This is a genomic window from Solitalea longa (genome assembly GCF_002920915.1).
GTDB classification, from domain to species: domain Bacteria; phylum Bacteroidota; class Bacteroidia; order Sphingobacteriales; family Sphingobacteriaceae; genus Solitalea; species Solitalea longa.
The window spans coordinates 19741-41516 of sequence record NZ_PQVF01000009.1 but is presented as its reverse complement, the minus strand read 5'-3'; the positions used below and the strand labels follow the sequence as shown (position 1 = coordinate 41516).

The 21776-nt window shown below is 39.3% G+C and carries 22 protein-coding genes; 8 read left to right on the top strand and 14 right to left on the bottom strand.

From position 1 onward, the window contains the following. Position 1 precedes the first annotated feature (1 nt). Complete coding sequence (locus tag C3K47_RS13410; protein ID WP_103789664.1) at positions 2-751, bottom strand: hypothetical protein; 750 nt, start codon at positions 749-751, stop codon at positions 2-4. 194 nt (positions 752-945) lie between these two features. On the opposite strand from C3K47_RS13410, the gene C3K47_RS13405 reads away from it, so the two are divergent. From C3K47_RS13405 to C3K47_RS13380, 6 genes are all read left to right on the top strand, one after another. Next, positions 946-3729, top strand: coding sequence for a 2-oxoglutarate dehydrogenase E1 component (locus C3K47_RS13405; protein WP_103789663.1), 2784 nt, complete (start codon positions 946-948; stop codon positions 3727-3729). A 145-nt stretch (positions 3730-3874) separates the two neighbouring features. Then, complete coding sequence (odhB, locus tag C3K47_RS13400; RefSeq protein WP_103789662.1) at positions 3875-5107, top strand: 2-oxoglutarate dehydrogenase complex dihydrolipoyllysine-residue succinyltransferase; 1233 nt, start codon at positions 3875-3877, stop codon at positions 5105-5107. A gap of 118 nt (positions 5108-5225) precedes the next feature. After that, on the top strand, positions 5226-5414 hold the full coding sequence (locus C3K47_RS13395) for a hypothetical protein (protein WP_103789661.1): 189 nt from the start codon (positions 5226-5228) through the stop codon (positions 5412-5414). After that, on the top strand, positions 5411-5782 hold the full coding sequence (locus C3K47_RS13390; RefSeq protein WP_103789660.1) for a type II toxin-antitoxin system death-on-curing family toxin: 372 nt from the start codon (positions 5411-5413) through the stop codon (positions 5780-5782). Before C3K47_RS13395 ends, C3K47_RS13390 begins: the two co-directional genes overlap by 4 nt. 89 nt (positions 5783-5871) lie before the next feature. Next, positions 5872-6444 carry a Crp/Fnr family transcriptional regulator gene (locus tag C3K47_RS13385; protein WP_165784703.1) on the top strand — a complete coding sequence of 191 codons (573 nt, stop codon included), beginning with the start codon at positions 5872-5874 and terminating at the stop codon, positions 6442-6444. A gap of 77 nt (positions 6445-6521) precedes the next feature. Further along, entirely contained in the window at positions 6522-7508 is a 987-nt protein-coding gene (locus tag C3K47_RS13380; RefSeq protein ID WP_103789658.1) for an NAD-dependent epimerase/dehydratase family protein, read from the top strand. 140 nt (positions 7509-7648) lie between these two features. On the opposite strand, the gene C3K47_RS13375 is transcribed toward C3K47_RS13380, so the two are convergent. Genes C3K47_RS13375 through fucP form a run of 6 tightly spaced genes read right to left on the bottom strand, consistent with a single transcriptional unit; the run spans position 7649 to position 13913 of the window. After that, positions 7649-8431 (bottom strand): L-fucose dehydrogenase, encoded by a 783-nt coding sequence (locus tag C3K47_RS13375; RefSeq protein WP_103789657.1) that lies wholly within the window; start codon positions 8429-8431, stop codon positions 7649-7651. Beyond that, entirely contained in the window at positions 8428-9264 is an 837-nt protein-coding gene (locus C3K47_RS13370) for an amidohydrolase family protein (RefSeq protein ID WP_103789656.1), read from the bottom strand. Before C3K47_RS13370 ends, C3K47_RS13375 begins: the two co-directional genes overlap by 4 nt. Before the next feature lie 14 nt (positions 9265-9278). Continuing rightward, positions 9279-10139: a fumarylacetoacetate hydrolase family protein gene (locus tag C3K47_RS13365; RefSeq protein ID WP_103789655.1), complete on the bottom strand. Its 861-nt coding sequence runs from the start codon at positions 10137-10139 to the stop codon at positions 9279-9281. A gap of 28 nt (positions 10140-10167) precedes the next feature. Next, positions 10168-10932: an SDR family NAD(P)-dependent oxidoreductase gene (locus C3K47_RS13360; RefSeq protein WP_103789795.1), complete on the bottom strand. Its 765-nt coding sequence runs from the start codon at positions 10930-10932 to the stop codon at positions 10168-10170. Positions 10933-10955: 23 nt separating this feature from the next. Further along, positions 10956-12596, bottom strand: a complete 1641-nt coding sequence (locus C3K47_RS13355) for a UxaA family hydrolase (RefSeq protein ID WP_103789654.1) — start codon at positions 12594-12596, stop codon at positions 10956-10958. A gap of 36 nt (positions 12597-12632) precedes the next feature. Continuing rightward, positions 12633-13913, bottom strand: coding sequence for an L-fucose:H+ symporter permease (fucP, locus tag C3K47_RS13350; RefSeq protein WP_103789653.1), 1281 nt, complete (start codon positions 13911-13913; stop codon positions 12633-12635). 230 nt (positions 13914-14143) lie between these two features. Between fucP and C3K47_RS13345 the strand changes: the two genes are divergently transcribed. Both C3K47_RS13345 and C3K47_RS13340 read left to right on the top strand, forming a co-directional pair. Next, entirely contained in the window at positions 14144-15007 is an 864-nt protein-coding gene (locus tag C3K47_RS13345) for a helix-turn-helix domain-containing protein (protein WP_103789652.1), read from the top strand. Between the two features lie 96 nt (positions 15008-15103). After that, complete coding sequence (locus C3K47_RS13340) at positions 15104-15520, top strand: DUF1801 domain-containing protein (protein WP_103789651.1); 417 nt, start codon at positions 15104-15106, stop codon at positions 15518-15520. Here the strand turns inward: C3K47_RS13340 and C3K47_RS13335 are convergent. The 7 genes from C3K47_RS13335 to C3K47_RS13305 all read right to left on the bottom strand — a co-directional run bounded on the left by C3K47_RS13335 (position 15517) and on the right by C3K47_RS13305 (position 21770). Next, positions 15517-16851 (bottom strand): sensor histidine kinase, encoded by a 1335-nt coding sequence (locus C3K47_RS13335; RefSeq protein ID WP_103789650.1) that lies wholly within the window; start codon positions 16849-16851, stop codon positions 15517-15519. The genes C3K47_RS13340 and C3K47_RS13335 overlap by 4 nt on opposite strands. 14 nt (positions 16852-16865) lie before the next feature. Continuing rightward, positions 16866-17543, bottom strand: a complete 678-nt coding sequence (locus C3K47_RS13330; RefSeq protein WP_103789649.1) for a response regulator transcription factor — start codon at positions 17541-17543, stop codon at positions 16866-16868. A gap of 1 nt (position 17544) precedes the next feature. Beyond that, the gene (locus C3K47_RS13325) at positions 17545-18366 is read right to left on the bottom strand and encodes a hypothetical protein (protein WP_103789648.1); all 822 of its coding nucleotides are present in this window, start codon (positions 18364-18366) and stop codon (positions 17545-17547) included. Positions 18367-18380: 14 nt separating this feature from the next. Next, positions 18381-18698, bottom strand: coding sequence for a hypothetical protein (locus C3K47_RS13320; RefSeq protein WP_103789647.1), 318 nt, complete (start codon positions 18696-18698; stop codon positions 18381-18383). Between the two features lie 149 nt (positions 18699-18847). Beyond that, positions 18848-19645 (bottom strand): DUF4382 domain-containing protein, encoded by a 798-nt coding sequence (locus C3K47_RS13315; RefSeq protein ID WP_103789646.1) that lies wholly within the window; start codon positions 19643-19645, stop codon positions 18848-18850. Between the two features lie 232 nt (positions 19646-19877). After that, the gene (locus C3K47_RS13310) at positions 19878-20171 is read right to left on the bottom strand and encodes a hypothetical protein (RefSeq protein WP_103789645.1); all 294 of its coding nucleotides are present in this window, start codon (positions 20169-20171) and stop codon (positions 19878-19880) included. 171 nt (positions 20172-20342) lie between these two features. Next, positions 20343-21770 (bottom strand): NADH-quinone oxidoreductase subunit N, encoded by a 1428-nt coding sequence (locus tag C3K47_RS13305; protein ID WP_103789644.1) that lies wholly within the window; start codon positions 21768-21770, stop codon positions 20343-20345. Positions 21771-21776 lie beyond the last annotated feature (6 nt).

Below are 21776 nucleotides of genomic sequence, written 5' to 3'. Positions count from 1 at the left end.
CCTAAAATCCTAACCTTAATACCATTGAAACAATACCCTTAGACTCAAATTGGTAATTGCTCGGAAGACCAAAATTTGAAAGGTTAAGGTTGTTGAATGAATTATCCCAGCGTGTTTTTTCCCATTCTAAGGAAACCGAAAAACTTTGGCTTTGTGCTCCTCCAAAATTAAAACCCACTGCAGGTACAAGATGAACGTAAACAGGGGCATCGGCACTTATTGCATTTGATTTTGACAGGTAACGAGGAAGCACTGATTCGTCTTCATAACTCAATTCCGAATAGAATACCCTCGTAAAACATTTGGTCATCTTAACCCCTAAGGATAAGAAAAATCGGGTATCATTATGGTGGCCAAAAAAGTAGGTGGGGCGTATTTCTGCTGAAAAAGCAGTGTTTCGTTGCTTAAAAAGAAAATCATCCTCTATAACATAGGCATAAGTGGGGTGATTGCGGATGTTATAAAAATCAATGTTTATACCGGCGTCAACGCTTACCTGTTCTTTTACTTTAAACTGATAACCGGCATCAAATCCAAAACGGAACTTCGCCGTTTCATCCGGGTCCTCTTCTTCTGACTCTAAATTTAAAGCGGAATGAATAAGTGATGTAGCTAAAAATTTCGCGGTTTTTCCTGCATCAACATGGCCGGAGAGATACCAGTTGCCCTGAGTTTGTGCAAAAGACTTAATGCTTAACGAGCTGCCAAACCAAACTATAATTGTTATAAAGCAAATAGGAGTGTTTTTCATTCAATATAAATTGATCTGATTTATAACTAAGAAGAAAGATAAATAACAATAGTTGCTTTGGGTCTGAAAAGCTTTTTTAAGCTTTTATATAGAAGTAGTTAAATTCAGATTTTTATTAAATATCGGCTTGCCTGTAAGGCATAAGATAGTTACTTTTGCTACCCGACAGAATTTTTGGAACATAAGTAAGCAGAATGGATAACCTCACGTATCTTACCAACGCACACTCTTCGTATATCGAATCACTTTATCAACAGTACAAGAATGATCCTGCTTCAGTTGACTTTAGCTGGCAGAAATTTTTTGAAGGTTTTGAACTAGGCAAAACCGATGGCGGAGAAGTACCGGCCAGCAACGAACACTTTGATAAAGAAATGAAGGTGTTAAATATGATCAATGGCTATCGCCAACGCGGCCATTTATTCACCAAAACCAACCCTGTGCGCGAACGCATGAAGTTTTACCCGGGCAAAGAACTGGAAACTTTTGGCTTGAGCGAGGCAGATTTAAATACCGTTTTTAATGCTGGTATTGAAGTAGGTTTAGGTCCAACAACGCTTAACAATATTCGTCAATTATTAGAAGAAACCTATTGTGAATCAGTAGGGGCTGAGTATAAATACATCCGTAATCCTGAGAAGATGAAGTGGTTCGAGGATCGTATGGAAGGCAGCCGTAACAAGCAATCGTTTTCTACTGATGAAAAGCAACGTTTACTGCATAAGTTAAATCAGGCGGTAGTTTTCGAAAACTTCCTTCACACTAAATTTTTAGGACAAAAACGCTTCTCTCTAGAAGGCGCTGAAACGGTAATTCCGGCCTTAGATTCGGTTATCGAAAAAGGTGCTGAGTTAGGTATCAAGGAATTTGTTATTGGTATGGCCCACCGTGGTCGTTTAAATGTGTTGGCCAATATCATGAACAAGACCTATAAAGATATTTTTACGGAGTTTGAGGGTAAAAACTACGATGAAAGTGCTCCTTTTGGTGGTGACGTAAAATACCACATGGGTTTTTCAACCGATATGCAAACCAGCCAAGGCAAAGATGTTCACTTGAGCCTTTGTCCAAATCCTTCTCACCTGGAAACAGTTGACGGCGTGGTAACCGGTATTGCCCGCGCTAAGATCGATCAGAAATACAATAATGATTATACCCAATTAGCTCCAATATTAATTCACGGTGATGCTTCAGTAGCAGGACAAGGCATTGTGTACGAAGTATTGCAGATGGCTAAATTGGATGCTTATAAAACCGGTGGTACCATACACCTTGTTATCAATAATCAGGTAGGTTTTACCACTAATTACCGTGATGCCCGTTCAAGTACATATTGTACCGACATTGCAAAAGTTACCCTTTCTCCAGTGTTCCATGTAAATGGTGATGATGTTGAAGCGGTAGTTTACGCGATTAATCTAGCGATGGAATACCGTCAGAAATTCCAAAATGATGTGTTCATTGATATTCTTTGTTATCGTCGCTACGGCCATAACGAAGGAGATGAGCCTCGTTTCACTCAGCCAACTTTATATAAGGCGATTGAGAAACACCCTAATCCTCGTGAAATCTACAATGCTAAATTATTAGCTCAAGGTGATGTGGATGCCAGCCTGGCGAAGGAAATGGATAAGAGTTTCCGTAAAATGTTGCAGGATCGTTTGGATGAGGTAAAACAAGAGTCGCCGGTATTTGGCACACCTGTTTTACAGGGCCCATGGAAAGGTATGCGTTTCGCAACACCTGAAGACTTTGTGAAATCTATTGATACCAGCGTAAGCGAAAAAACATTGGTAGAGCTGGGTAATAAGATCACGGATCTTCCAAAAGATAAAAAGTTCATCAATAAAGTTGAGAAGCTTTTCACTGATCGCAAGAAAATGATCAACGAAACCAAATCCCTTGATTGGGCAATGGGTGAGTTGTTAGCTTACGCTTCGTTGGTTAATGAAGGTCATCGTGTTCGTTTCACCGGAGAGGACGTTGAGCGTGGTACCTTCTCTCATCGTCATGCAATTGTTAAAGTTGAAGAATCAGACGAAGAGTATAGCCCTATTCAAACATCAGTTGGAACAGAAGATGCGCCATTTGAAATCTATAACTCACATCTTTCTGAGTACGGTGTTTTAGGTTTCGAATATGGTTACGCCATGGCTTCTCCTAATGCCTTAACCATTTGGGAAGCGCAATTCGGAGATTTCGTTAACGGAGCCCAAATTGTTATCGACCAATATATTGCGGCTGCTGAAACTAAATGGCAACGCAGCAACGGTTTAGTAATGTTGTTACCACATGGTTTCGAGGGTCAGGGTCCTGAGCACTCTTCAGCTCGTATTGAGCGTATGATGGAGCTTTGTGCCGAAAACAATATGTATGTGGCTAACCTAACCACACCAGCACAGATCTTCCACGCCATGCGTCGTCAGTTGAAAAACGAGTTCCGTAAGCCATTGACCATTTTCTCTCCTAAGAGTTTATTGCGTCACCCCGCTTGTGTTAGCCCTTTAGCTGATTTTACCAAAGGTGGGTTCAAAGAAATTATCGACGATAACTTTGTTAAAGCTAAAGACGTTAAGCGCGTATTATTCTGTTCGGGTAAAATTTACTATGAGTTGCTTGATCAGCAACAAAAAGATAAACGTAGCGATGTTGCTTTAGTTCGTGTAGAACAGATCTATCCGTTCCCTTACGAGCAATACAATGCTATTAAAGAGAAATACAGCAATGCCGAAGAGTGGTTCTGGGTACAGGAAGAACCAGAAAATATGGGCGCTTGGCCTTGGTTAGTTCGCCATTTACGCCGTGAACCGCTTGAAGCTATTTGTCGTTTGTCGTCGAGCTCACCTGCTACAGGTTACTCAAAACTTCATGTAGCTCAACAGTTAAATATCATTGCTAAAGCATTTGCAAGCAAAGTAAAATCAGTTGTTAAAGAAAACGTGAAAAAAGCGACTGAAAAAGCCGTTAAGGTAGACTAATAATTACGGGTTGTCAGTTACGGGTTACGAATTAATCGTAATTAATGATTGGCAATCTTTTAACTAATAATAATTAAAAAGTAATTACATAGTTATGGTGCAACTCGCAATTCGTAACTCGTAACTCGAAATAATAAAATAACAAATGGCTTTAGAAATGAAAGTGCCCACAGTGGGCGAATCAATAACCGAAGTAACTTTATCTCGCTGGATCAAAAATGATGGCGAATTTGTTGAAATGGATGAGATCATTGCCGAGTTGGAATCAGATAAAGCTACGTTTGAATTAACTGCTGAAAAAGCAGGTATATTAAAAACATTAGCAGCCGAAGGCGATACCATTCCTGTTGGCGCTGTAATTTGTGCTATTGAAGAAGGCGCAGGTGCTCCTGCTGCCGCTCCTGCTAAAGAAGAAAAAGTTGCTGCTTCTGCCGCTCCTGCCGCTGTTGCTGCCCCAGTTGCTGCAGGCGATAGTTATGCTGCCGGACATCCATCTCCTGCTGCCGGTAAAATTTTAGCTGAAAAGGGTATCGACCCTAAAGATGTTAACGGTACCGGTAAAGATGGTCGTGTAACTAAGGAAGACGCAGAAAAGGCTCAAAAAGCAACTGCTGTGGCTCCTGCTGCTAAAGCTTCTGCTCCAGCTGCCCCTGCTGCTTCTGCTGCTCCTGCTGGACCTCGTTCAGAGAAACGTGAGAAAATGTCGAATCTTCGTAAAACAGTTGCTAAGCGTTTAGTAGCTGTTAAAAATGAAACCGCGATGTTAACTACTTTCAACGAAGTGGATATGTCGCCGGTGATGGAGATCCGTGCTAAATACAAAGATAAATTCAAAGAAAAACATGGTGTAGGCTTAGGCTTCATGTCATTCTTTACCAAAGCTGTTTGCGAAGCATTGAAAGAATTCCCTGCTGTAAACGCACGTATTGATGGGGAAGAAATCGTTTACAACAACTTTGTAGATTGTTCTATCGCTGTTTCGGCTCCTAAAGGTTTGGTTGTTCCGGTAATTCGTAATGTCGAATCAATGACTTTGGCTGAAATTGAACAGGAAGTTATTAAATTAGCTCTTAAGGCTCGTGAGAACAAGCTTTCAATTGATGAAATGACTGGTGGAACTTTCACTATCACTAATGGTGGTGTATTTGGCTCTATGATGTCAACTCCAATTATCAATGCACCTCAATCGGCTATTTTAGGTATGCACAACATTGTTGAGCGTCCAATGGCGGTTAATGGTCAAGTGGTTATTAAACCTATGATGTACCTGGCGCTTTCTTACGATCACCGTATTATCGATGGCCGTGAGTCAGTAGGATTCCTGGTTCGTGTTAAACAATTATTAGAAGATCCTACCCGTTTATTGTTAGGCGTGTAATCTTTGAAATAGAATATTAAACGGCCTTCTTCAGTAATGAGGAAGGCCGTTTTTGTTTTAATATATTAAGGTTGGTTTATCATAATTTTCTAGTCATTACTTTTTCTTAGATTTGAATATGACTAAGACCCAAATAAAAATTGAAATTCAAAAAGTGCTTGATAGCGTTCCTGAAGAGGTTCTTCAAGATGTTCTTTCATTTCTTCAGGAGCTTCAATCTAAATCAGCTGACAAAATTAAGTTGGCAAGTAATCTGCGTCAGATCTTATCTGAAGACAAAGAATTATTAGACAGGCTTGCCAAATGATCAGCTTAAATGATGTTGAGAATATTCACAATATTCTCATTGATCGATTTGGGGGCAGCAAAGGAATTAGAGATATAGGAGCTCTTCAGTCTGCTATTTCTCGTCCATTTGCAACTTTTGATCAACAAGAATTATATCCAACCCCTATTGAAAAGGCGGCAGCCATTTTGGAAAGTATTGTTATTAATCACCCTTTTATAGATGGTAATAAACGTACTTCTTATGTATTAATGCGATTGATTCTAATGGAAAATGGGATGGACGTCTTTGCAAGTCAGGACGAAAAGTATGAAATGGTAATTGCCGCGAGTACCGGAAAATTTAGAATTGAAGAAATAAAACATTGGATCAATAGGCACTTGAAATAGTTTAAAAAGCAGTTTTTTCAACTATAGAAAGATTGCTTTCTGGTATCCTCAAAACGATGCAATCTTTATTAAAACCCAAACACCTCCACATGCATTCTGCCTTATTCAATCTACTTAGTCAATTCAACAAATTCAGCAGTGATGAACTACAACTAATTGAAGCGCAATTGGTAGTACGTAAAGTAAAGGAAAACGAATTTTTACTTGAGCGTGGAGCTGTTTGCAGGGAGATCTTATTTATAACCGAAGGACTTGTTCGTACTTTAATCCATAATAATGATGGTGAAGAGCAAACGCATTATTTTATTAAGGAAAATCAATTTATTGCTGATCTGGAAAGCTTTAACAACCTTACTCCTGCTACCGAAAGCATTCAAGCGGTTTGTGATTCAACTTTAATAGTATTATCAAAGAAAAGCATAGACCTGCTTATTGCCTCCATTCCACAATGGAAGGAAACCATGCTGCAAATTGCCCAAAAAGCGTTAATGGAAAAGATATATACCCGTAATGCATATTTGGGAGTGGATGCCACTGCTCGTTATTTAAAGTTTATAACCGAGCAAGGTGATATTGCTTTGTGTGCTCCTCAATCAATAATTGCTTCTTATTTGGGTATCACTCCTCAATCGCTCAGTCGAATCAGGAAGCAAGTACGTTAGCTTCCTTTTTTACCATTTGTTAACTGCAGCCTGTTTTTGTTTTTCAAGCTTTGTGCTCAACAAAAACAACAATCTATATGAAAATATTAGTAACAGGCGCAAATGGTCATTTAGGAAATAACATTGTCAGATATCTGCTAACTCAAAATGTAGAGGTATTATCTGGCGTGCGAAGAAATGCAGATGTTTCCGTACTTGCGGATCTTCCAACGGAAATAGTAACACTTGATTATGATTCGGTACAGCAGTTAGCAAGGGTATTTAATCAAGCAGATGTGATCATTCATACTGCCGCCGTTTTTAAGCGTTGGGCAAAAGATCTTCAAAAAGATATAATCGATCAAAATGTAAACCTATCCATAAATATTGTGAATGCGGCTGCTGATGCAGGCGTAAAGAAACTTATTTATATCAGTAGTATTGCCGCTCTTGATGATAGTCAGATGCCAATGGATGAAAGCAGTTGGAACCAACTGAAACAACGACCTTATCCTTATTCGAAATCATTATCGGAACAAAAGGCTTTACAAACTGCGCAACAGCGAGGCTTAACGATCTGCACTTTATTGCCATCTGCTATTATCGGTCCTCATTTTAATGCACTAACTCCTACGCTTAGAGTGTTTGCTGATATTGCCAATAAAAATTTACCAATGTTGCCTCGGTTCAATTTCTTGTTTATAAATGCCACTGATGTTGCTCGTGCTGCTCTTTTGGCCATTGAACATGGAAGGAATGGTGAACGCTACATCATATCACATCCTCAAAAGTATAGCGTTGAACAAGTTTTTGATCTGGCCTATCAACATCTTCCTCAACTTAATTTAAAAAAGCCTTCAATGGCTCCAAAATTCCTGCTGTTTTGTATGGCTTGGTTAGGGGAGAAGGTTAGTTTTCTTACCGGCAAAGAACCTTTGCTAACCGTAGAAGATATCAAAGAACTTTGGGATGCCTCGCCGCAGGTAAATGTGTTAAAAGCTAAAAAGGAGCTTGGTTTTGAAGCGGCCTCAGTGGAAATCAGCATGCTGGAAACTTTCAGGTTTTTAAAATCCGTAAAAGCTTAGTTTGAAATCTTGTTAAAACTCTTGGCATTAGGATATTGAAGACCGTATTGCCTCCAGAGGATATTAGAAGTGAAAAGAAAACGGCCTTTTCTAATTAAAGAATCGGCCGTTTTACTTACACAGACTATTATTCAGTTATACTAGGAAATTGCTCGGTCTAAATGCACATATCCACCATCAACATGGATTAATTGTCCGGTTGTATGTGCTGATCGTTCGCTAAGTAAAAAAACAGCCATGTCGGCTATTTCTTCCACCTTCGTCATTCTCTTTTCGAATGGAATTTTAGCGGTAATGCTTTTTAATTTCTCTTCAGGGTTGTCGAAGGTGTTGATCCATGTTTGATAGAGAGGCGTAAAGGCTTCAGCCACAATTACCGCATTTACCCTGATGCCATATGGCAGTAATTCAACAGCCCATTCGCGGGTTAACGCATTACGACCACCATTAGCAGCGGCGTATGCTGAAGTTCCTCCCTGGCCGGTTTCGGCAGTTTTGCTGCCAATATTTACTATGGACCCTTTGCTTGCTTTCAAAGCCGGCAAGGCATAATGTGCCATCAAATAGTAATGCACCAGGTTTTTATGTAAGGACTGCATAAAGGCTTCATAATTGCCGGATTCTAAGCCGACACCATCATTAACCCCGGCGTTGTTAACTAGTCCGTCAATTCTTTTGTATCGCTCTAAAACGGTTTCAACTACTACCCGGCAATCATCAGGGTTGGTTAGTTCGGCAGTAACATAATCAGCCTTTAAACCTAAAGCCTTGAATTGACCAATTAAATTTTCATTGTCGGTTTTGTTACGGCCAACAATAATAGGAATAGCCTTTTCAACTGCCAATGTTTTGGCAATGGCCGCTCCAATACCTTTGGCTCCACCGGTTACTATAATGTATTTATTCTCGAGGTTAAGATTCATCTGTCTTTATATAAATTATAAAACCTGGTGGCATTTTGTGAAAAAACAAGATCACGTTCCTCGGCATTAAATTGTGCCATGTATTTCTCAATCAGTTTTTTCCATTGTGGATAATTTCCGGCTAAAAGCATTACCGGCCAATCACTGGCAAAAACGATACGGTTAATGTCAAACGTATTGAAAACCGCATCAATATATTTAACTACCTGTTCGGGTGTCCAGTTGTTCCATTGCGCTTCAGTCATCAAACCCGAAAGTTTGCAATACACATTAGGATTCTGTGCCAACACTTTCAAATGCTTTTTCCATTCCTCCAATTCATTGTTTTTTATATTGGGTTTAGCACAGTGATCTATGATAAAAGCCTGTTCCGGAAGCCTGTCAACCAGTTTAATAGCATCCGTTAATTGCTTATGCTGAATTAAAATGTCGTAGGTGTAATTATATTGTTTCAGTAATGATAATCCGTTTAGAAAGCGTTCATTTATCAGAAAACCGCTCGGCTCGGCCTGGGCAATATGCCTCCAGCCTTTGATAAGCTTAGTCGAACTGTAATGAGCCAAGCGTTTTGCTATGTTATCATGCTTAAAATCGATCCAGCCTACAATACCTTTTATAAAACTATGCTCATGGGCAAGGGATAGCAGAAATTCGGTCTCAGCTTCGCTTTGATCGGCCTGAACGGCTATGCAACCACTTATTCCATTTTCTGTAAAAACAGGAGCGAGGTCAGCCGGATAAAAATCTCTGCGGATAACCTGCATAGTCCCATCTATCCAGCTATCGCGAACCGGATCGAATTTCCAGAAGTGAACATGAGCATCAATAGCCATACAATCCTTCGATCTTAGTTTGAAGAAGGTTCAAAGGCTTTTACCTGTTGTTTGCTGCTGCCCAATCCCTCAATACCAAGCTCAACCACATCGCCAGGATTTAAATACCAAGGTTCCGGCTTCTGTCCCAATCCAACGCCTGCAGGAGTACCGGTGGTAATTACATCACCAGGTAAAAGTGTCATAAACTGGCTGATATAGCTAACGATAAAAGGTACGTTAAAGATCAGGTTTGAAGTATTACCGTCTTGCATCATCTGTCCGTTAACGGTTAACCATAAACGAAGATTATGTACGTCGGCTATCTCATTTTTGGTGGCAATAAAGGGTCCGATAGGAGCGAAGGTGTCGCAACTCTTTCCTTTTACCCATTGACCATTACGTTCCAACTGAAACTCACGCTCGCTGTAATCATTGTGTAATACATAACCAGCAATGTGATCAAGAGTGTTTTTCTCCTCAACATAAGTCGCTTTTTTGCCAATAACAATGGCTAACTCTACTTCCCAATCGGTTTTTTTACTGTTTTTAGGGATAATTAAATCGTCATTAGGTCCAACAATAGCCGATGTTGATTTAAAAAAGAGAATCGGTTCTTTAGGAATCGGCGCATTGGTTTCATGCGCATGATCCTTATAGTTTAAGCCTACACAAATAATTTTAGAAGGACGGGCTAAAGGAGCGCCAAGGCGTACTGATGGATCAACTTCAGGAAGAGTGGCATTTTCAATCTGTTTTTCCAGCTTTTCAAGGCCGTCTGTACCAAAGAACTTTTCATCATAATCATTTACAAAAGCAGAAACATCAAAGTATTTCTCGTTAATGATCACTCCCGGTTTTTCTTCTCCGGCCTTGCCAAATCGTATAAGTTTCATTGTTTATTTAAATCGTTCGTGTAATGTTCTAATTATTCAAAGTTGTAAAACCACCGTCAATCGGGTAATCGCAGCCGGTAATAAAAGAGGCTTCGTCGCTGCAAAGGTAAAGTGCCAAAGCCGCCACTTCTTCAGGTTTAGCCATGCGGCCAATTGGTTGCGTTTTCGAAAGTTTTTCGAACATCCCTTCAATATTGTCAGGATAGTTTTTCTGCAGAAAACCATCAACAAAAGGCGTATGAACGCGCGCCGGTGAAATAGAATTACAACGAATATTTTCGCCAATATAATCTTTTGCCACGCTCATTGTCATAGCTTTCACCGCACCTTTAGCAGTACTGTAAGCAAAACGGTCAGGAATACCCACTAACGCAGCGATAGACGCCATATTGATAATTACGCCGCCGCCCGATTTGCGTAACTGCGGAATAGCTTGATTTAAGCAATTATAAACGCCTTTAACGTTAACATTCATGATCCGGTCGAAATCCTCTTCTCCGGTAGTGTCAACTTTGCCAATATGGGCAATGCCGGCATTGTTTATCAATATATGAATGTTACCAATGTATTCGAAAACGGCTTTCACCTGCTGAAGGTTTGCAACATCGCAACTATGGGCATATGCTTTTTTACCAATGCTTTCAATTTCTGCTATCGTCTGCTTTGCATTTTCGGCATTAAGTTCGAGAATATGTACTTCGGCACCTTGTTTTGCCAAAATAACTGCAATTGCTTTTCCAATACCGCTTCCGCCACCGGTAACAATTGCCTTTTTATCAGTTAATGTGAACATGTTGTTGTTATTAATTAAGCGGATTAAAGGCTCACACCTCTTTTCCATGGAATAAAATCATCTTGGTTTAATTGAACTGCTTTCGGAATTTCCTCCCCACTTGCCACCTTAATGCAATACTCCATAATTTCCTCACCCATTTCGGCAATGGTTTTTTCGCCTTCAATTACTGGCCCGGTATCGATGTCGATAATGTCGGCCATGCGTTTTGCAAGGTTCGAGTTAGTAGCAACTTTAATGGTCGGACAAACCGGGTTTCCGGTTGGAGTGCCCAAACCGGTAGTAAATAAGATCAAGGTAGCGCCCGAAGCAGCTTTACCTGTAGTTGCTTCCACATCGTTTCCCGGTGTGCAAACCAAACTAAGGCCTGGTTTCGTGGCCGGTTCAGTATAGTCTAAAACATCCACAACAGGTGATAGCCCTGCTTTACGTGCTGCTCCCGCCGATTTTATCGCATCGGTAATCAATCCGTCTTTAATATTTCCCGGCGAAGGGTTCATATAAAAACCCGAACCTACCTGATGTGCCAGCTTATCGTAATCAGTCATTAAGCGGATAAACTTTTCAGCAGTGGGCCGGTCTATCGAACGGTCGATCATTTCCTGCTCAACCCCACAAAGTTCAGGGAACTCAGCCAGAAGAACCTTGCCGCCTAATGCTACCAAAAGGTCGGCACAATGCCCAACTGCCGGATTCGCAGAAATACCACTGAAACCATCACTTCCACCACATTTTACGCCAATGCATAATTTTGATAGAGGTGCTTCGGTGCGAACCAGCTTGTTAATTTCTATTAAGCCTAAAAAAGTGCTCTTAATGGAATCTTTTATTAGTTGCTCTTCGCTTTGTGTTTGCTGTTGCTCAAAGATCAATAAGGGTTTGTCAAAAGAAGGATTTCGCAATTGCAGATCGCGTATGAAGTCATCTACCTGTAAATGTTGGCAACCCAAACTTAAAACAGTTACACCTGCTACGTTGGGATGGTCGGCGTAAGACGCCAATAGCTTACTTAAGGTGTTGGCATCTTGTCGGGTCCCTCCACAACCTCCATTATGATTTAGAAACTTTATCCCATCAACATTTTCAAACATTCGTTGTGAAGGAGAACTACTGCTGGTAGTAAAGTCAATTTCATCTATTGATTCTCCTGCTCTATAAGATTCTACCAGCTGGTGAGTAAAGTTTTTGTATTTGTCACCAACGGCATAGCCCAGTTCATTGTATAGAGCCTCTTTAATAATATCGAGGTTTCTGTTCTCACAAAAAACAGTTGGAATGAACAACCAATAATTTGCCGTTCCTACTTCGCCATTTGAGCGAAGATATCCTTTAAAAGTTCGCTGGTTAAATTTTTGGACATCTGGTGCATTCCAACTATAAGAGTTGTTTCTAAAGGCAAAAGGTTCGGCAGCGTGTTTGGTGTTTTCGGTGGTCATTCGGCTTCCTTTCTTTACTTCACATTGAATCTTGCCCACTAAAACGCCATACATGGTTACTTCATCACCTGGTCGCATATCTTGCATAAACAATTTATGCTTTGCTCCAATGTCATCGGTAAGCAGGTAATCGCTACCTTCAAAATGAATAACAGCACCCTTGCTAAGGTCTTTAAGCGCAACCAGCACATTATCGTTTGGGTGTATTCTTAATACCTGATTTTTCATCATTACAAATAATTATTCTTTAACCATCAGATGGCCTTAGTTCGAGGTTTCTGGTTCCCATTTCTTCCATCCGAAGTAAAGTATTACTATAAAGCAGATTAAGGGAACCACATAGCCGTATTGAATGTTATGTGTTAGATCTGAAATATATCCCAGAAATAAAGGCAAAATGGCTCCGCCAACTATCGACATAACTAATAATGAAGAAGCTATTTTGGTGTCTTTGCCCAAGCCTACAATTCCTAATGAGAAAATGGTAGGGAACATGATCGACATAAAAAAAGCAATACCAATAAGTGCGTAAACGGTTATCATGCCCGAGGAAAAAATGGCAATTCCGCTTAATAATATGCTGGCTGTTGCATAAACCATCAGTAGTTTATTAGGCTTTATAAACTGCATAAACGATGTCCCTGCAAAACGACCGATCATAAATGCCAGTCCTGCAAAACCTGAATAAACAGCTGCTGATTTTTCATTCATATGAGCCGAAACGGTAATAAAGCGAATGAAGAAGCTTAATACACACACTTGCGCTCCTACATAAAAGAACTGTGCTATTACGGCCCAACGCAAGTGCTTATGCTTAAAAGCTTGCCTTATAGTTGAACCTTCGGCGGTTTCGTCCTCATGTTTGATGTCGGGCAGTTTGGTGAAAATGAAAAGGATGGTGATGAGAACAATGGCTGCACCTAATATGGTATATGGTAATTTTACAGTAGAAGCCTCCTGAATCAGGTAGTTCTGATATTCAGTCGCTGATAAGGAGCTGGGATTAACTTCATTTCCCGATAGGATAAACTTTCCGCCTATAACCGGTGCAATGAATGCAGCCAGTCCGTTAAACGATTGGGAGAAATTGAGTCGTTGGGTTGCTGTTTCTGCTGGGCCCAAAATGGTTACATACGGGTTCGCGGCAGTTTCCAGAAAGGTTAATCCACAGGCGATAATAAATAGTGCCCCAAGGAAAAAAGCGTATTGCATGGTATTGGCAGCCGGAATAAACAGGAAGGAACCGATTGCAAACAATACTAAGCCGATGATGATGCCGCTTTTGTAACCCCATTTACGCATAATGAAACCTGCAGGTAGGGCCATAGCGAAATAAGCAATGAATACCGAAAAGTCAACCAATGATGATTCAAGATCGTTTAATCGAAATGCTTTGCGCAGGTGAGGTATCAATACCGGATCGAGATTATGAACAAAGCCCCAAAAGAAAAAAAGACTTGTTATAAGAATTAAAGGAACCAGGTAGCTTCTACTCTTGTTCTTTGAATTTACCTGATCAATGCTTTGCTCGGTTGTAATATTCATAATCTGATTTAGGTTGATACTTGGTTACAGAGCCAGCCAATCCGAAATAATTAATTCCGATTACCTGGTTCAATATAATTTAAATTGGTTGTTGTTATCACAAATAAAGGAGATAAGTAGTATTTAAAAGTTTATTTGATTGCCTATTTATTATGCGATTTTGTCATAATGTATCGGAATAATTCGGCATATTGCGCATAAAGCTAAATTTTATTTCGGCCTTTGATTATATGAAACCTTGCCTTTTAAACGTTACCACCGGATTGGCGCAGTCATTCAGCGCTCGGAATGATACCCAACCCGATATTAATAATCGATGGCATTACCATGAAACACTTGAATTAATTTATTTCAGAAAAGGTAATGGAACCCAATTTATAGGCGACAGCATTCAATATTTTAAGGAGGGTGATGTGGTTTTGGTAGGCAGCAATTTGCCTCATTACTGGCGTTTTGATCCGGCCTATTTTGAAAATCCTACGGAAAATCCGGTTGATATTTTTGTGGTACACTTTAAACAGGATTTTTGGGGTGCAGATTTTTTAAATATTCCCGAGAATCAGGAGCTAAAAAAGCTGATTGAACAAGCGGGACGAGGGATTCAGATTGCCGGAAAAACAAAAGACTATGTTGCCAGTTTGATAGAGCGGATTGTTAAGGCACAAAATAGCCGCAAGGTAATTCTGCTGTTGGAGGCTTTAACAGAGATCAGCGCCTGTAAAGAAGTGAGTTATTTGGTTTCTATGGGCTTTAAATATGATTTCCTCGAATCGGAAAAAGATCGGATCCAAGCCATTTATAACTATACAATTGCCAATTATAAAAAGAAGATTGAATTGAAGGAAATTGCTGCGGTGGCTAAGATCAGTCCTAATTCATTTTGTAAATTCTTTAAATCACGCAGCCGAAAAACCTATACACAGTTTATTAACGAAATTAGGGTAGGTCATGCCTGCAAACTGCTTATTGAAAATAAGCTTACCGTTAAAGAAGTGTGTTATGAAAGCGGATTTTACAATTTTGCCAGTTTTCATAAGTATTTTAGAGAAATTACCGGTAAAAGCCCGTTGAAATATCAGCAAACGTTTGGGTAGGTCAGTGCCTTCGACTCCGCTCAGGCTGACTAACGTTGAAAATTATCGCGTTTAAAATCAAATCGCACAACGTGTATTTTAATATAAAATTAGCTTATGGCAACACAAAAGACAGTTCCTACCAATGAAAGTGTTGTGAACTTTATTAATACGGTGGATGATGAGCAAAAGCGCAATGATAGCTATGCGCTGGTTAAAATTTTAGAAGAAGCGACCGGATTTGAAGCCACCATGTGGGGGCCGGCTATAATTGGGTTTGGTAGTTATCATTACAAATATGCAAGTGGACATGAAGGAGATGCTCCTTTGGCCGGCTTTTCTCCCCGAAAACAAAGCATAAGTTTTTATGTAATGCTTAGCGAAGAAAAAAGAAATGAACTGTTATCAAAGTTGGGTAAGCATAAAGCCGCCAAGTCCTGTATTTACATCAATAAACTTAGCGATGTTGACGCTGAAGTGCTAAAGGAAATGGTGAAAGAATCGATGAGGTATATGCAGGAACTTTATGGTTAATGGTTACTTCTGTCCATCATTTCTAAAGGAAAAAATATTGAGAAAACAGTACCCTGGCCAACGTCAGATTGTACTTTTAGCTGAAGGTTATGATAGTTAATAATGCTTTTAACAATGGCTAAGCCTAATCCATAGCCTTCATTGCCCGAGCGGTTTGCCTTTTTAAATCGGTTGAAAATAGTCGAAAGTTCATGTTCTGGTATGCCAATACCGGTGTCTTTTATGTTGATAGAATAACTATCGACTTCAAACACTTCATTTATTTCAATTGTTCCACCAGATTTATTGTACCTGATTGCATTGTTGATCAGGTTGTAGATCAGTTGAAAAATTAAATCACTGTTTATATTATTGATTGTCACTTCATCTGAAACATTCATCACTATTGTTAAGGCTTTTTCTTCCAGTCGATGATCCAGATCTTCAACTACATCATTTAGCAAGGTTTTTACAGCTATAGAACCCGCGCGGGCGAATTGCTCATTCTCAATTCGCGAGATCAGCAATAATGAATGAACAATCTTTTTTAACCGGCTAAGTGTTTTCATCATTTCCAATAACCTCGATTGAAATTGTTCATCAAGCTCACTTTCCACCATCAGGTTTTCCATTTTAGTTTGTAAAATACTGATGGGCGTCATTAGCTCATGGGAAGCATTGGCGGTAAATTCACGTTCCTTTTCAAAAGTTTCGTGTATTTGGTCCATTAACTTAATGAATGAATCATCCAAAAGCTTAAAATCAACAGTGGTGGTTTTAATAGCCGGAGGTTGTTCTTTAAAAGGGAACCGCCTGTTTAACAATTTAGTTTTAATGATCAGACCCAATGGCCGAAGTAAAAATCGGGTGAATACCAGGTCAATAACGATGGTAATAATCACAAGGGTAATTAATACATACAGCGCCACCCTTTGCAGATCATCATTGTATTGGTTTATAGAAGAGGTTGTTTTTCCAATTTCAAGAATATAGTTTTTGTGGCTATAGTTAAACGTATGGCTCAACACCCTGTAATTTAAAGTATCTCTTTCAACAATCCGTTGGGTGGTTTCTATAGTGTCGCGCTTGGTTTGTTGTTGGGCAGGTTCAAGAGAGATATACTCTTCCTTTAGCATGGTATAGCTGCCATAACTGCTGTCGCCCTGAAGGTAAAAATCAACGCCATTGCGGTTAACAACGCTCATTACTTTATCCTTTTGTTCACGCAGGTAATAATTGGTATACTGAAAAGCAATATTCTCAATCAGAGTTGGTAATAGGGCAACAAATAAGGCCACGATCACCAATTTCGAAAGCGTGATAAAGAGAGTGAGTTTTGTTAATAGCTTCACGTTGTATAAAATGGTTAGCGCATTTTTATTTTATAGCCCACACCTCTAATGGTTTCGAGCCATTCGGTTGAACCAAAAGCACCTAATTTTTTCCTGATATTTTTTATCGTCGCATCAATATAGTTCGAATCATAATCGTCGTCGGCAAAATTGCCCCAAATATGCTCACTTAACTGCATACGCGTAAGAGGACGATTTTTATGCAGCAACAAATAGCTAAGCAGGTCAAATTCTTTGCGCGACAATTCTATTTCGTTTACCGCATGAATAACCAGGCGTTTTTTCAGATCGATATTAAATTCACCCAGTTCTATTAGTTTTTCCTGAACACCGAATTTCCTTCTGGAGATGGCATGCATCCTTGATTGAAGCTCGAGCAAAGAAAACGGTTTGGGTAAGTAATCATCGGCGCCCAAATCAAGGCCTTGAATACGGTCTTCAATATTTCCGCGCGCGGTTAAAATAATAAAGGCAGCCTCAGTGCCGATTTTTTTTGCTTGCTGAAGTAGGTCAAGACCATCAATATCGGGTAAACCGAGGTCGAGTAAAATGAAATCATATTCATTGATCCCCAGCTTTTCCAGCGCTTGTTTTCCATTAATGGCACAATCGCATAGATAAAACGCTTTCTTTAAAAAGGTTTCAATTTCTGCAGCAAGAGCTGATTCATCTTCAACTATGAGCACTTTCATATTAAAATTGGTAATAGAAACTTAAGCCTAAGAAAGAATGAGATGTTCCCAATGGAATTTCATCATTTTTTCCTAAAACTGAAAACTGATAAGAGGTCTCAATTAAATATCGATCTCTGCTATAGTTAAGGGGTAATTTAAAGTTGCACGATAAAAAGCTAAACCTGGAGTTGGGCACGTAGGTGATTTCCGTTGAATTGCTGTTGTTAGAGCCATTATTCTTCGGCGACTTGTTCTTATTGTTTTTATAGGTAATGTAAGTTTGATAAAACTGCTGGGTTCCGCCAACAAGCTCAATGGCCGGTTCAATTGAAATGGCATCGTTTTGGTCGATCAGGCTGCCCAACTCAAAAGACTTTGAATTGCCCAAGGTGATAAAAACGTCCTGTTGCTTTCCAAATGCATAATCAGCTCCTAAAGTTGTGCTTAACCAATAGCTATAAGTAAGCGAAGCTCCCAGTGTATTATAATTTGAAGCTTGTAAAACCGGTGAGTTTTTTGGAAAAAATGAATGATTAAAACTTACCGAAGCTTTTAGTTTCTCGCTAAATGTTGCATCATAGCCTGCTTCGAGCGATAAAATGGGCGGAGTTGGTGTGTTAAATAGGTGGTAAATATTCGATGAAAAATATAATCCTATTGGAAAACGGTAAGTAGCATTAACAAGTCCCAATGGCATTTGTTCGTCACTGGTTTGTCCATAGTAGTTTGCATTGCTGCTGAAAACTGCGGCTAGAGTTAGGGTTGCCTTGCTAGTATCTGATTGGGCAAAGCATTCAGCAGTTGATAAAATGAACAAATAAAAAAACAGGAGGTATTTCATGAAAAGAGCAATTTCTAATGTTTACGGAAATTGACTTTTACAGGTTTAGGTTTTGCCACTTTTACTGGTTTAACTTTTACCGGTGGCTTTATCGCTTCGGGTTTGTCTTGCCTGCGCGACTTTGGAACTTCTTTTATCTCCTTCTCTTTGCCTTCTTTTTTATCTCCTTTCTCTCTGCCTTTTCCAATTGAGTCAGCGCTAGATGAAACTAATTTCAGTTTTAATTTATCAGTTGAGTTTACAGAAGCATTGTCTTCTATTGCAAACGCGTGGAAATTAACTGAAAGAAAAAAAGCGCAAACTAGTAGCCGGATAAAAACAACATTGTTCATTGCATGCAAACATATAAAGTTTGAAAGATAAACACGTAATCAATTTACTGTCTTTAAGTTCAATTCATCATCTTATGAACTTTTGGCAAGTGTAAAAAAGGGTCCTGCCTCATAGCAAGACAGAACCCCGTTATTAAATTACGCTGGAACTATTTTAGATTGATTTTGATTGTTCCCAAAGCTGTTGTTTTTCCAGCTTCTATTCCAACGTTATTAAGAGTAGTGTCCGCATAGGTAGTGTCTTGTACATCAATAGCTACCTTATAAGAACCCGATCTTAATCCACCGATAGAGAAATAGCCCGTTTCCGAGTCCGAAACAGTGCCAATAGTGTCGTTGGTTGGAGTAATTGCGTAAACTTTGGCTTGTTTATTTGCCGGATTAATTGTTCCTGTTAATGTGCCGGAGGTGGCAATGGCAAGGCCTCTTACCACTGGTTTCAAAATAAATTTTCCATTGCCTGCTGCTACAATTGATTTCGCAGCGTCAAAGTCCAATATCAATGAATAAGAAATGCCCGGCGTTAACGAAGGCTCTTCGGTGAGTTTTACTTTCCAACCCGATGAATAACCGCTCGGGATTTTAAGGTCATAAAGCTGTCCGTCAACTTTAATCGTATTTCCAGTTTCGTTTAAAACCAATCGTACTTCTTTTATCTTACCTGTTGGAATTTCTTCATCAGCAACTAAAATGTCGGGAGTTGCTGATCCAACTTTAAAATCCAAAATGTTAAATTGTTTGTTTGCTTCTAATACGTACGAGTTGTCTGTCGATTCATTTACTTTAACAACAATCTCTTTTACACTTAAATTGATCTCTTCATAGTTACCCGGTGCATCGGTCATTCTAACTTGCAGGTGAGCGTTTCCGCTTTCAGTTTTCGAGCAAGCGGAAAATCCTAAAGTGGCTGTAACTAATAAGAATAAAAGTTTCACATTTCTATTCATACTCAGAGTTTTTGGTTTGATTTAATTGTTTTATGGTACAAATCTGTAACTCCAAGATGAAATGAACATGAAAAACTAATCGGCTATAAAAAATATTTATGGGAAATAATTAATAGTTAATATAAGTTGCCATGTAAAGTAGAAATAGAGCGCATATTAATAAAAAAGCCGGATAGCTTTTAGCTTCCGACCGTATTTGTTATTTGATTAATAAGCGGCTAATGGATAACCCTTACGATTTCATCTTGTCTTTTGGTCGTTCCATTTTGGCCATATTCATGCCGCATTTGGTGCATTTTCCTGATTTTTTAGCAACTACACCATCACACATTTTACAGTAGTAGTAGCCTTCTTGCACAAGTGTACGGTGGTCGGAACATTTGCCGGGTTTGTTTGAAGTATAACCACAGCTTGGGCAGATATAAACCAAACTTGGTTTCTTTTTTACGGCTTGGGTTGGCGCGTTTTGCGATTGGGCCACAAAACAAATTAATGCCAATAAACAAAGGGTGAATAACTTTTTCATAATGTAATTTATGAAGCTAAGATACTATTATAAAAAGAATAGTTGGTTGACAAGGTTTATAAACGTTTTTGGTTGGGCCTATCAAATAAAAAGCTGGTTAAGCTAACATATATAAAGACGCTGAATTAAAATTAAGAAAATAAATGATTGATAAACAGAAGTTTATTTTTTTTAAGAGAGTATAGTGTGAAGAATAGAAATTAACTGTTGGGGATAAACGCCCAATACCACCAGGCTTATGGTTAATAAAAACATGACCACTAAATTTATAAAATAATAAACCGGATGACCTTTTTCGGGTACTGCTGCAGAAGAAGGTGCCTCAGTAAATAAAGCCACAATAATTTTCAGGTAATAAAATAAGCCAATGATGCTTGCCAAAATAAGTGTAAACATAAGCAACCATTGCCCGGTGTCTATGCCTGATTTTAGAATATAAAATTTGCCAATAAATCCTGCAGTTAAGGGGATTCCAGCCAATGAGAGCATGGAAACAGTCATAATGGAGGCCATTAATGGTTTTTGCCAAAACATTCCCTTAAGGTCATTCAAGTCATCAGCATCGCGCTCTTTGGTCGACAGCATAGACAATACGCCAAATGCAGTTAGCAATGCAACAAAATAGATCATGGTATATAAAGTGGCTGTTTGCAGTCCGTCTTCGTCAATGCTTAGCAAGGCGGCCATTAAATAACCCATATTGGCGATGGATGAATAGGCCAGGATTCGTTTGAGATTACGTTGCCGAACGGCCAGTAAGTTGCCTACCAGCATGGAAGCAAGAGCTATGATAAGCATTAGGGTAAATATGGGCGTTAAGGATATCAGTCGGGTTAGGCCCAAAAGACGAAACAGAATAATGAGCATGCCACCCTTTGATATGGTTGCTATGAATGCAGTAACCGGCATTGGAGCACCCTGGTATACATCGGCGGCCCATAAATGAAAAGGTACTATGGATAGTTTAAAACCTGCACCCACCATTAACAGCCCAAATCCCATGATCAGATAAGGTGAAATCTTCGATTGTAATTTTATGATATTGGCAATTGCCGCAAAGTCCATCGTACCGGTTTCGGAATAGATCAACGCCATGCCAAAAAGCAGAAATGCCGATGAAAAGGCCGCCATTATCAGGTATTTCATTCCTGCCTCAATGGCATAATTTCGAGTTCTTAAATAAGCAATAAGCGCATAAAGGGCCATGCTTAAAATTTCGAGCCCTAAAAACAAACTAATAAAATGATGGCTAATACACAGGGTTTGAGCACCTAAAGTGGCTAGTAAAAGTAAAACATAATAAACCTTAGGGTTCTCTTCTTTTTCGTTAAAGTAAGCATAAGAGATAAAGGTGATGATCAGTCCCGAAAACAGAATTAATCCCATGAAAAGTTTACCAAATCCATCCACCACAAATAAATTATCTTCAAAAACAAAAGTGGGTTTCGACAGGTAAGCCAGGCCAATAGAATAAACCAACAAACAAGCTATTTCAACAGTTTTATGACCAGATCTTACCGCCAGCATAAGCATAATGATCAATGCTCCTGACGAAGTAATGATTAATGGCATAAGTTTTATCAGATCTATTGCTGGCATAACCCT